The organism is Duganella levis (assembly GCF_009857605.1).
GTDB classification, from domain to species: domain Bacteria; phylum Pseudomonadota; class Gammaproteobacteria; order Burkholderiales; family Burkholderiaceae_D; genus Rugamonas; species Rugamonas levis.
Genome location: NZ_WWCT01000016.1, coordinates 37,035 through 48,938, shown reverse-complemented (window position 1 = coordinate 48,938; position 11,904 = coordinate 37,035). Strand labels below are relative to the sequence as shown.

At 61.6% G+C, this 11,904-nt stretch carries 9 protein-coding genes and 3 tRNA genes; 9 read left to right on the top strand and 3 right to left on the bottom strand.

Going from position 1 to position 11,904, the window contains the following annotated elements:
- Positions 1-1,719: a ShlB/FhaC/HecB family hemolysin secretion/activation protein gene (locus GTP69_RS18900; protein ID WP_161056309.1), complete on the bottom strand. Its 1,719-nt coding sequence runs from the start codon at positions 1,717-1,719 to the stop codon at positions 1-3.
- A gap of 206 nt (positions 1,720-1,925) precedes the next feature.
- Here GTP69_RS18900 and GTP69_RS18895 point away from each other — a divergent pair.
- The 5 genes from GTP69_RS18895 to GTP69_RS18875 all read left to right on the top strand — a co-directional run bounded on the left by GTP69_RS18895 (position 1,926) and on the right by GTP69_RS18875 (position 4,225).
- A tRNA-Arg gene (locus tag GTP69_RS18895) sits at positions 1,926-2,002 on the top strand.
- A 135-nt stretch (positions 2,003-2,137) separates the two neighbouring features.
- A tRNA-Arg gene (locus GTP69_RS18890) sits at positions 2,138-2,214 on the top strand.
- Between the two features lie 52 nt (positions 2,215-2,266).
- Positions 2,267-2,343, top strand: a tRNA-Arg gene (locus GTP69_RS18885).
- Between the two features lie 140 nt (positions 2,344-2,483).
- Positions 2,484-3,629, top strand: coding sequence for an alpha-hydroxy acid oxidase (locus GTP69_RS18880; protein ID WP_161056308.1), 1,146 nt, complete (start codon positions 2,484-2,486; stop codon positions 3,627-3,629).
- 104 nt (positions 3,630-3,733) lie between these two features.
- Positions 3,734-4,225: an FKBP-type peptidyl-prolyl cis-trans isomerase gene (locus GTP69_RS18875; RefSeq protein ID WP_161056307.1), complete on the top strand. Its 492-nt coding sequence runs from the start codon at positions 3,734-3,736 to the stop codon at positions 4,223-4,225.
- Here GTP69_RS18875 and GTP69_RS18870 read toward each other — a convergent pair.
- Positions 4,218-5,189, bottom strand: a complete 972-nt coding sequence (locus tag GTP69_RS18870; protein WP_161056306.1) for a D-2-hydroxyacid dehydrogenase — start codon at positions 5,187-5,189, stop codon at positions 4,218-4,220. The genes GTP69_RS18875 and GTP69_RS18870 overlap by 8 nt on opposite strands.
- Entirely contained in the window at positions 5,186-6,136 is a 951-nt protein-coding gene (locus tag GTP69_RS18865) for a LysR family transcriptional regulator (RefSeq protein ID WP_161056305.1), read from the bottom strand. The genes GTP69_RS18870 and GTP69_RS18865 overlap by 4 nt, the downstream gene beginning before the upstream one ends.
- Before the next feature lie 123 nt (positions 6,137-6,259).
- On the opposite strand from GTP69_RS18865, the gene GTP69_RS18860 reads away from it, so the two are divergent.
- From GTP69_RS18860 to GTP69_RS18845, 4 genes are all read left to right on the top strand, one after another.
- Positions 6,260-6,469, top strand: a complete 210-nt coding sequence (locus GTP69_RS18860) for a hypothetical protein (protein WP_161056304.1) — start codon at positions 6,260-6,262, stop codon at positions 6,467-6,469.
- On the top strand, positions 6,466-7,332 hold the full coding sequence (locus GTP69_RS18855; protein WP_161056303.1) for an alpha/beta hydrolase: 867 nt from the start codon (positions 6,466-6,468) through the stop codon (positions 7,330-7,332). The genes GTP69_RS18860 and GTP69_RS18855 overlap by 4 nt, the downstream gene beginning before the upstream one ends.
- Before the next feature lie 144 nt (positions 7,333-7,476).
- The gene (locus GTP69_RS18850) at positions 7,477-8,706 is read left to right on the top strand and encodes an efflux RND transporter periplasmic adaptor subunit (protein WP_161056302.1); all 1,230 of its coding nucleotides are present in this window, start codon (positions 7,477-7,479) and stop codon (positions 8,704-8,706) included.
- A gap of 6 nt (positions 8,707-8,712) precedes the next feature.
- Positions 8,713-11,901 carry an efflux RND transporter permease subunit gene (locus GTP69_RS18845; protein ID WP_161056301.1) on the top strand — a complete coding sequence of 1,063 codons (3,189 nt, stop codon included), beginning with the start codon at positions 8,713-8,715 and terminating at the stop codon, positions 11,899-11,901.
- Positions 11,902-11,904: the final 3 nt, after the last annotated feature.

The following is an 11,904-nucleotide window of genomic DNA, read 5'->3' as shown; positions in this document are numbered from 1 at the left end:
TCAAAATTGCACCTGGGCTTTGAATGTGGACTGGGTTTCATTGATGCCGGCGGGACGCAGGCGGCGATGGCCGAATTCGGCGGCCAGCGAGCAGTTCTTCCAGCTGAGGCGCAAGCCGATGCCGTAAGCGTCCTCCAGCAGCGGCGACACGGTGCCGAGGTGAACGCGGGTGGTGGCCTTGCCGGCGGCGGCAAAGCCATACGGCTCGACGCCGACCGGGCCGGCTGCGAGCGGGCGCGAGAATTCCTGGCGCGCGGTCCAGCCGCCGTCGTTCGACAGCGAGCCGGACTGGAAGGTGGAGAGGGCGTCTTCGCCATCCATGCTGAACAATTCGGCGCTTGGCATCACGCCGCTCAAGGCCAACTGGCCGCGCATGATCGAACGCGCTTGCACGCCGAGCGGCAGGGCCATGCTGTAATCGAGCGTCGCCTCCAGCTTGGCGAAGCCGGATTCGGCGCCGGCGCGCGACATCGGGATGCCGCTGCTGGCCATCTCGTCGTTCGAGCGGGCGCCGGCCAGCGGCGTGCCGCGCGAGTAGGTGGTGCTGGCGCGCAGCTGGCCCGGGCCGGCGGCGCGGCGCCAGTCCAGCGTGACGCGGCCGACGCGCAGGCGGTCGATGTCCAGCGTGTAGCCGAAGTTGGGCAGCGTGTCAGTCTGGCGGCTGGCGTCGGCCACGGCGGTCAGCGTCAGTTCCTCGGCGCGGGTCACCAGCAGCGGGTAGATCAGGCGCAGCGTCAGCCGTTCCAGCTGGCTGCGCGATTGCAGCAGGGCGAAGGCGGTGCGCGGCTTGGTGTCAGAGATGGTGAATTCCGGATTCAGGCTGAGGCCGTTGTCGCCGAGCGGCAGGATCAGGCCGCCGCCACCGACGCGGCGCGGCGCTTCGGTGTGGCCGGCGTCGCGCAGATGGGTGCCGCCGGAGACGTACATATACAGCTGCTCGCCCAGGCCGAATGGCTGGTTGAGTCGCACTTGCAGCGTATCCTGCCATTTGCCCATGGCCTCGGACAGGCGGTTGTCGGCAGACAGCGAGGCGCCGAACAGCGACAGTTCGCCGTCCAGCACCAGCACGGTGGCGCCGGCGCTGCTGCCGGCGCCGAGCGCGCTGCGCAGGTTCAGGCCGGGAGCGCGGCCGGCCAGCGTCAGCGCCCGTTCCAGGTCCTGGTTGCGCAGATGGCGGCGGCCGACCAGGCCGTCGGTCAGTTGCTGCACGCGCTGACGGGTGCGTGCTGGCAGCGCCTGGGTATCCACGCGCTCGATAAAGCCGTCCAGCACCACCATGCGCAGCGGCGCGTCGTCGGTGACGGTCTGCGGTGGAATCACTACCCGCACCAGCGGGTAACCGGCCTCGCGGTACAGGTTTTCCAGCGCGTCGCCGAGATGGTAGAACGCGGCCACCGAAATGCGCTGGCCGCGCAGTGGCGCGATCAGTTCCTCGCTGGCGCTGTCCAGTTCGTCGAAACCGCCTTCCAGCTTGACATCGCCCAGGCGCACGAACAGATTGTCGGCATTGGGTGGAATTTCCGACGCGACTACCTGCTGAGGCAGGCTGGCGGCGGGCTTGGGTGGCGTGTCGGGCCGCAAATCGCGCGGTGTAACTTGCGGCGCCAGCGGCGCCTGTTGCTGGGCATAGGCGCTGGAGAGCGCCGCGCACATGGCGCCAAGCAATAACAAAGAGGGCCGGGGACGGAACCCGGCGGTGACAGGAAATAGGGAAGGCATGCAGAGTGGCCTGTAAGCGAGTTATACCGATCGCAACATTGAATGACCAACTGGCAAGCATGTTGCTAGGAAAGATGCTTATGGTATTTATATCGGCCAGGCTTGTATGTAGCGCAAACGTGCTACACGGTAGTGCGGGCAGGTGAAGGAATTTCTTGCAGGAACACTTTTAATTGTTGCAGGAGCCTGCTATACTCTTTGTCTTCGCGGCTGTAGCTCAGCTGGATAGAGTACTTGGCTACGAACCAAGGGGTCGTGGGTTCGATTCCTGCCAGCCGCACCAGATATAAGTGAAAGGGCCTGAAGAGCGATCTTCGGGCCTTTTTGCTATATAAGTGTAAGGGTTTGAATTGAATAGCAAAATTTCTTTTTTGAACCCTTCAGAAAACGAGAAAGCGCTGTTATAATCTTGTTTTGCGCGGCTGTAGCTCAGCTGGATAGAGTACTTGGCTACGAACCAAGGGGTCGTGGGTTCGATTCCTGCCAGCCGCACCAAAAAAATTGAGTAAATAGCCGGACGTCGTATCCGGTTATAAAGTAGTGTTTCGCGGCTGTAGCTCAGCTGGATAGAGTACTTGGCTACGAACCAAGGGGTCGTGGGTTCGATTCCTGCCAGCCGCACCAAAATTCGTGAGTAGAAGGGCCTGAAGAGAAATCTTCAGGCCCTTTTGCTTTGCGTGGCTTGTTTGCGTAATCATCGCCGAACTTGGCTTTTGCCGCGAAATGCCTGATGATCTATTGATCATAGTAAAAGGGGAGCGCGGATGGCCATCATCACTAATATTGAAGACTTGCGCGTGCTGGCACAAAAGCGCGTGCCTCGCATGTTTTATGATTACGCTGATGCCGGTTCGTGGACGGAATCGACCTACCGCGCCAATAACGAAGACTTCGGCAAGATCAAATTCCGCCAGCGGGTGGCGGTCAACCTGGAAAACCGCACGCTGGCCAGCACCATGATCGGCCAGCCGGTGGCGATGCCGGTAGCGCTGGCGCCGACCGGGCTGACCGGCATGCAGCACGCCGACGGCGAAATCCTGGCGGCCAAGGCAGCGGAAAAATTCGGCGTGCCGTTCACCTTGTCTACCATGAGCATCTGTTCGATTGAAGACATCGCCGCCAACACCAGCAAGCCGTTCTGGTTCCAGCTGTATGTGATGAAGGACCGCGATTTCATCAACAACCTGATCGACCGCGCCAAGGCCGCCAACTGCTCGGCGCTGGTATTGACGCTGGATTTGCAGGTGCTGGGCCAGCGCCACAAGGATCTGCGCAACGGCCTGTCGGCGCCGCCCAAGCTGACAGTCGCCAACCTGCTCAACCTGGCCACCAAGCCGCGCTGGTGCCTGGGCATGCTGGGCACCAAGCGCCGTACTTTCGGCAATATCGTCGGCCACGCGAAGTCGGTGTCGGATATGTCGTCGCTGTCGTCGTGGACTTCGCAGCAGTTCGACCTCAGCCTGTCGTGGAAGGACGTGGCGTGGATCAAGCAGCGCTGGGGCGGCAAGCTGATCATCAAAGGCATCATGGATGAAGAGGATGCGCGGCTGTGCGTGGAAAATGGCGCCGATGCGCTGATTGTCTCCAACCACGGCGGCCGCCAGCTGGACGGCGCGGAATCGTCGATCGGCGCGCTGCCGCGCATTGCGGCGGCGGTCGGCAAGGACATTGAAGTGCATATGGACGGCGGCATCCGCTCCGGCCAGGATGTGATCAAGGCGCTGGCGCTGGGGGCGAAAGGCGTCTACATCGGGCGGCCATTCCTGTACGGACTGGGGGCGATGGGCGAGCAGGGCGTGAGCAAGTGCCTGGACATCATCCGCAACGAGCTGGACCTGACCATGGCCTTCTGCGGCCTGCGCGATGTGCAGCGGGTCGACCAAAACATCCTGCTGCCGGGGAGTTTCTGATGCTGGATTACGAAACCGTGTGGGCGTTCGGCGGGCAGCACCATTTGCGCGTGGGTGAGGTCAATATCGTGTAAGCTGCTGGCCTCATCAACAAGAAAGCCACCATGAAACATCTGATCTCTTCTTGCGCAATCGGCCTGACGCTGGCCCTGACGTTGACCGCCTGCGATCGCAATAAAACGCCTGAGACCGCGCCAGCGTCGGCACCGGCCGCCAGCGCCGCTGATGCGCCTGCCGCTCCGGCCGCTCCTGCGGTCACTGCGCTGCAAAAAAATGATACCGTTGTCGGCACTGGCAAGGACGCTACGGCTGGCGTTACCGCCATCGTCAACTACACCGGCTGGCTGTTCGTACCGGATGCACCGGACCAGCATGGCGCCAAGTTCGATTCGTCGATCGGTCGTGAGCCGTTCAGCTTCCGCCTCGGCGCCGGCCAGGTTATCTCAGGCTGGGACGAAGGCGTGCAAGGCATGAAGATCGGTGGCAAGCGTACCCTGATCGTGCCGGCCGCCATGGGTTACGGCGCAAACGGCGCCGGCCCGATTCCGCCGAACGCCACCCTGATCTTCGACGTCGAACTGCTGGACGTTAAGTAACCACGTTGCGTGGCGCGCCCGCGTGCCACGCTTCGATATTGTCGATCAGCTGATCGACCAGCGTCTGCATCGCCTGCGTGCTGGCCCAGGCCGAGTGCGGCGTCAAAATGAAGTTGGGCAGGCGCAGGTTGAGCAGCACATTGTCGGCCGGTGGCGGTTCCGTCACCAGCACGTCGAAGCCGGCGCCGGCGATCAGGCCGCTGCGCAAGGCATCGGCCAGCGCCACTTCATCCACCAGGCCGCCGCGCGCGGTGTTGATCAGCAGCGCGCTGCGCTTCATGCGGATCAGCTCCTTGGCGCTGATCATATTGCGGGTCTGGTCGGTCAGCGGCAGGTGCAGGCTGATCACGTCCGACGTTTCCAATACCTCGTCAAAGCTGGCTTCGCGCACGCCGTCGGCGGCCGCATCCGGCAGCGGCGAACGGTTATGCACGATCACTTCCATGCCGAACGCGCGCGCGATCTGCGCCGTGGACTTGCCCAGCGCGCCGTAGCCGAACAGGCCTAGCCGGCTGCCGGCCAGGTCCGAAATCGGATGGCCGAACAGGCAGAAGCGTTCCGACTTTTGCCACAGTCCCGCCTCGATATCTTCCCGATACGCCACCAGTTGCCGGCGCAAGGCCAGGATCAGTGCAAACGTGTGCTCGGGCAGCGTGTGCACGGCGTAGTTGCGGATATTGGTGACGACGATGCCGCGTTCCTTGGCCGCCGCCAGGTCGACGATATTGGTGCCGGTAGCCGCCACCGCGATCAGTTTCACATCCGGCAGCTGCGCCAGGTCGTCGGCGCTGAGCGCCACCTTGTTGGTGATGACGATGCTGGCGCGGGCGTCGCGCAGGCGCTGCACCGTCTCGCTGGCCGGCGTGGAAGGATACTCAGTCCACTCGTGCCCAAACGACGGTTTGCGGACGTTGGCGATGACGCTGTCGCGGTCCAGGAAGACAATGCGGTGGGTTTCAGTCATATGGCTATCTCCAGCGGTGTGGCACGCGCGGGCATCTTCGGCAGGCGCATGCCGGGGTGATTGGAAAACAGTTCGGCGACCCATTCGACAAACACGCGCACCTTGGCCGACAGGTGGCGGTTCTGCGGATAGACCACGTGGACCGGCAAGGGATCGCTGATCCAGTCCTCAAGCAGCAGTTCGAAGCGGCCGTCCTTGAGCATCGGCTCCATCATGAAGTTGGCCATCTGCACGATGCCCAGCCCGGCGATGCCGGCCGCAATGTAGGCGTTGCTGTCGTTCAGCGCGATGTGGCCAGGCAGGGCGACCTGCACCCGCTCGCCGTCGCGCGTAAAGTCCCAGTCGAAGATTTTACCGGTGCGGGCGGAAAAATAGTTGACGCAGCGGTGGCGCAGCAGTTCGTTCGGGTGCGCCGGCCGGCCATAGCGTTCCAGATAGGCCGGCGAGGCGCAGGTGACAAAGTGCAGAATGCCGACCCGGCGCGCGATCAGGCTGGAGTCACCCAGCGCGCCGCCGCGCACGGCACAATCGACGCCTTCCTCGATCAGGTCCACCGGGCGGTCGCTGCAGCCCAGCTCCAGCTGGATATCCGGATACTGTTCAAAGAACTGCGGCAGCGCCGGCACGATGACGTCGCTGGCCAGGCCGGTAGGGGCGTCGACCCGCAGCCGCCCGGACGGGCTGAGCCGGGTGCGCGACAGCGATTCCTCGGCCTCGCGCACGTCGGACAGGATGCGCAGGCAGCGCTCATAATAGGCCGCGCCATCGGCTGTGACGCTGACGTGGCGCGTGGTCCTGTGCAATAGTTTGACCGCCAGCGCGCCTTCCAGCGACTGGATCAGGGTGGAGACGGTTGCCTTCGGCAGCTTCATGGCGTCCGCCGCGCGCGTAAAGCCGCCCGCGTCCACCACCTGCACAAACACTTCCATCGCTTGAAGTTTATTCATCTTTGGTCCTATTGTTCGGAATCCTGAACAATCAATTCGACTTTGCCATCTTTATTGGATTGTAGATCAAGTTTAAGATTGCTGTACTGCACAAAGTAAAAGACGAAGAAAGGAGGACTCATCATGAAATATCGGGATGTAATTTTTGCAATGGCTACACTGGCGCTGACATCGGCGGCACTGGCAAGCGTGATTTATACGGATGCTTATTCTCATAGCGCCAAGGCGGAGGTGCGCGGCGTGCGCGCGCTGATGCTGGTCGCTAGCGGCGATAACCCCTGCGATCCTGCTAACATGTTGTCCTCCAACGAATCAGGAACGGTGCAACAATGAACAATCCAGTAGAGGCCCTGCCGGTTTTATCGGACCAACTCAAAATCCGCAGCCTGGAAGTCAAGGGCGCGGAAGGTCCACTGGCCGCGCGCCTCTATACCAGCGGCGATGCCGGCGCCAAGCGCGACATGCTGCTGGTCTTCTTCCATGCCGGCGGCTTTGTCGGTGGTGACCTGGAAGATGCGGACATGTTTTTGCGCCATTTGGCAGACGACAGCCAGCATGTGGGGGTGTTAGCATCTGCCTATACTTTAGCGACAGAGAAACCCTTCCCGGCAGCAGTGGAAGATGCGCACGCCGTGTTGGTGTGGGCCAAGAAGAATAAGGCCAAGCTGGGCTGGACCGGCAAGCAATTGCTGGTGGCCGGGATTGAGGCGGGCGCCAACCTGGCAGCCGTCTGCGCGCTGATGTCACGCGATCGCGGCGGCCCGGCACTGGCCGGCCAGGTGCTGGTGATGCCGATGCTGGATCCGGGCCTGACCACCTGCTCGATGCGCGAGATCCAGGCCGAGCCGGAGCTGCTGGATGTGGCCGATGCCTGCGCCAAGGCCTACCGTGGCTACCTGCCGAACGCTGCCGACCGCACCCATCCATATGCATCGCCGCTGCAATCGAGCCGCCTGAAGAACCTGCCGCCTGCGTTGATCCTGTCGACCGAAGATGATCCGCTGCGCGACGAAGCGGAACAGTACGGCGCCAAGTTGATTGGCTGCGGCGTCAAAACCACTGTCCGGCGCATGCAGCCGGCGCCCCTGAAGGATGCGGGGGCACGCAATGAATGTGCCTGTCGTTGTTCGGCACTGGGAGAAATCGCCAGTTTCATCGCTGGCCTGGAACGGTCCGAGACGCCGTCAGCCGCATAGGATTCCCCATTCCTTAAAGAAGTACCCGAGTTACGTCCCCACTGGCTTGCCAGCGGGGCGCTAGTACCGTGTTTTCTCGATTTTGCTTGAGACCGCCCGGTGCCGCCCTTTCCATTAATTATTTTCATACAAAAAGGAATTAACATGAAAACCGTTAACTCAATGACTGCTATCGCCCGGCCGCTGGTCGCCGCGCTGGTACTGGCGGGCCTGGCCGCATTCTCACTTTCCGGTTGCGGCGAAGCGAACAGCAAAGCCGAAGCACCACCGGCCGCTGCCGGCGGGCCGCCGGTATCGGCAGCGCTGGTAGTCGAGAAAACCATCACCGAGACGCAGGAGTTCTCCGGCCGTCTGGAAGCCATCGACCAGGTGCAGATTCGTCCGCGCGTGGGCGGCTTCATCACGGCCATCAACTTCAAGCCAGGTTCGCAAGTGAAAAAGGGCGAAGTGTTGTTCGTCATCGATCCACGTCCATTCCAGGCCGAAGCCAACCGTGCCGAAGCGGCCGCCAGCTCGGCGCGCGCCAAGACTGAACTGGCCAAGGTGGAACTGGTCCGCGCTGAAAAGCTGCTGGCCGACAAAGCCATCGCCCAGCGCGAATACGACACTTCGGCGTCGAGCTACAAGCAACTGGACGCCGATGCGCGTGCCGCCCAGGCCCAGTACGAAACCGCCAAGCTCAACCTGAGCTACACGCAAGTGACGTCGCCGATCAACGGCCGCGTGTCGAAAGCGGAAATCACGCTGGGCAACCTGGTCGATCCATCGGCCGTGCTGACCTCGGTGGTGTCGCTGGACCAGATCTACGCCTCCTTCGACGGTGACGAAGACACCTACCTGCGCGTCGGCGCCGCCGCTCACCAGGGCAAACCAGCCAGCGTGAAAATCGGCCTGGCCAACGAAACCGGCTTCCCGCATGAAGGCAAGCTGGAATTCGTCGACAACCAGCTCGACCCGCGCAGCGGCTCGGTGCGCATGCGCGCCATCCTGGTCAACGCCGATGGCCTGCTGGTGCCTGGCCTGTTCGCCCGCGTGCAACTGGCCGGCAGTACCGGCGCCAAGTCGACCCTGCTGATCAATGACCGCGCCATCAACACCGACCAGAACCGCAAGTTCGTCTACGTGGTCGGCAAGGACAACAAGGCCGAGTACCGTCCGGTGCAGCTGGGTCAGCAAGTCGATGGTTTGCGCATCGTGCGTGACGGTCTGAAAGCCGGCGAGAAAATCGTCGTCAACGGCCTGCAACGCGTGAAACCGGGCGCTCCGGTGACGCCGAACACCGTGGCGATGGATGCCGATCCGCTGGCAGCAGAAATGAACGCCAAAAAAGATCAGAAAGTAGCCGCTGCTAAAACGGGCACTACCAAGGAATAATTAAAAATGAATATCTCTCGATTCTTTGTCGACAAGCCGATTTTTGCGGCGGTACTGTCGATTATCATCTTCGTCGCCGGCTTGATCGCAATCTTCAAGCTGCCGATCTCGGAGTACCCGGACGTGGTGCCGCCATCGATCGTGGTGCGCGCGCAGTACCCCGGCGCCAATCCGAAGATCATCGCCGAAACCGTGGCTGCGCCGCTTGAGGAACAGATCAACGGCGTCGAGAACATGCTGTACATGTCCTCGCAAAACACCTCGGACGGCGCGCTGGCGCTGACCGTCACCTTCAAGATCGGCACCAACGTCGAGCAAGCTGAAACCCAGGTGCAGAACCGCGTCCAACGCGCGTTGCCACGCCTGCCGGAAGAAGTGCGCCAGATCGGTGTAACGACCGTGAAATCGTCGCCTAACCTGACGATGGTGGTCCACTTGAATTCGCCGAACGGCCGTTACGACGACCTGTATCTGCGTAACTACGCGGTGTTGAACGTCAAGGATCAACTGGCGCGCCTGCCTGGTATGGGCGAGGTGCAGCTGTTCGGTTCCGGCGACTACGCCATGCGCGTCTGGCTCGATCCACAGAAAGTGGCCCAGCGCGGCCTGACCGCCGGCGACGTCGTTGACGCCGTCCGCGAGCAGAACGTGCAGGTTGCCGCCGGTGTGATCGGCCAGGGTCCAGCCGAAGGCGCGGACTTCCAGCTGACCGTGAATACCCAGGGCCGTCTGCAAACGCCTGAGGAATTCGGCAACATCATCCTGAAGACCAACGCCGATGGCGCGGTCACGCTGCTGAAGGATGTGGCCCGTCTGGAAATGGGCGGTAACTCGTACGCCCTGCGTTCGCTGCTGAACAACAAATCGGCGGTGGCGATTCCCATTTTCGAAGCGCCTAACGCCAACGCGCTGCAACTGTCGTCCGATGTGCGCGCCACCATGGCCCGCCTGTCGAAAGATTTCCCGGAAGGCGTCGAATACAGCGTTGTATACGACCCGACCCAATTCGTGCGCGAGTCGATCGACGCCGTGATCCACACCCTGGTCGAAGCGATCATTCTGGTGGCACTGGTGGTGATCATCTTCCTGCAAACCTGGCGCGCGTCGCTGATTCCGCTGTTGGCCGTTCCGGTCTCGGTGGTGGGTACTTTTGCCGTGATGCTGGGCTTTGGCTTCTCGATCAACACCTTGTCGCTGTTTGGCCTGGTGCTGGCGATCGGTATCGTGGTCGATGATGCGATCGTGGTGGTAGAAAACGTCGAACGTAACATCGAAAATGGCTTGTCGCCGCATGACGCGACCATCCAGGCGATGAAAGAGGTGAGTGGTCCGATCATCGCGATTGCGCTGGTACTGTGCGCGGTGTTCGTGCCGATCGCCTTCGTCTCCGGTCTGTCGGGCCAGTTCTACAAGCAGTTCGCCCTGACCATCGCGATTTCGACCGTGATCTCGGCATTCAGCTCGCTGACGCTGGCGCCTGCGCTGTCGGCCGTGCTGCTGAAACCACACGACGCACCGAAAGATGCGCTGACCCGCGGCATGGACAAAGTCTTCGGTGGCTTCTTCCGCTGGTTTAACCGCTTCTTCAACCGTGCTTCGCATGGCTATGAAGGCGGCGTAAAAGGCGCGCTGAAACGCAAAGGCGGTTCGCTGGTCATCTACGCGGTGCTGGCTGTTGCTGCTGGCTTCATGTTCAAGATCGTGCCGCCGGGCTTCGTGCCGCCGCAGGACAAGGGTTACCTGATCGGTTTCGCCCAGTTGCCTGACGCTGCATCGCTGGACCGTACCGACGCCGTGATCCGCAAGATGTCGGAGATCGCCAAGGACATTCCAGGCGTCGATAACTCGATCTCGTTCCCTGGCCTGTCGATCAACGGTTTCACCAATGCGCCTAACGCCGGTATCGTGTTCCTCGGCCTGAAGCCATTCCACGAGCGTACCAAGCCGAATGAAACGGCGGAAGCAATCGCCGGTGAAATGAACAAGCGCATGGGCGCAATCGAAGGCGCTTTCGTGCTGGTGCTGTCGCCACCACCGGTGAGCGGTCTGGGTACCACCGGCGGCTTCAAGCTGATGATCGAAGACCGTGACAACCTGGGTTACGACGAGTTGTACAAAGCCGTGCAAGCGGTGCAGATGAAGGCCTGGCAGAATCCGAAACTGGCCGGCGTGTTCTCCAGCTACCAGATCAACGTGCCACAGCTGTTCGCCGACATCGACCGCGCCAAGGCCAAGCAACTGGGCGTGCCGCTGCAAACGATCTATCAGACCTTGCAGATCAATCTGGGCTCGCTGTACGTGAACGACTTCAATCAGTTCGGCCGCACCTATCAGGTTCGCGTCCAGGCTGACAAGCAGTTCCGTTCGCACGCTGAAGACATCGCGCAACTGAAGGTCCGCAACAACAAGGGCGAGATGATTCCGCTGTCGTCGCTGATGCGCGTCAAGGATAGCTATGGCCCGGATCGCGTACAGCGCTACAACGCTTACGTGGCAGCTGAAATCAACGGCGGCGCCGCACCTGGCGTATCGACCGGTGAAGCGCAGGCTGAAATGACCAAGATCGTCAACGAAGTGCTGCCGAAGGGTATTGGCTACGAGTGGACCGAGCTGGTTTACCAGGACATCCTGTCGGGTAACACCATGATGTACGTGTTCCCGCTGTGCGTACTGCTGGTGTTCCTGGTGCTGGCGGCGCAATACGAAAGCTGGACCCTGCCGCTGGCGGTGATCCTGATCGTGCCGATGTCGATCTTCTGCGCACTGGTGGGCGTGAAACTGACCCACGGCGATAACAACGTCTTCACCCAGATCGCGCTGTTTGTGCTGGTTGGCCTGGCGTCGAAGAATGCGATTCTGATCGTGGAGTTTGCACGGGAGCTGGAGCACCATGGCCGCACCGTCGTTGAAGCCGCGCTGGAAGCTTGCCGTCTGCGTCTGCGTCCGATCCTGATGACGTCGATCGCGTTCATCATGGGCGTACTGCCGCTGGTGTTCTCGCACGGCGCCGGTTCCGAGATGCGTCATGCAATGGGTGTGGCGGTGTTTGCCGGCATGCTGGGCGTGACCTTCTTCGGCCTGTTCCTGACGCCGGTGTTCTACGTCCTGCTGCGCAAGCTGGCGATCAAGATGGAGAAGAAAAAACCTGCCGTGGATGGCGATGCCGCTGCGGTAAAACTGGAAGGGAGCCACTAATAT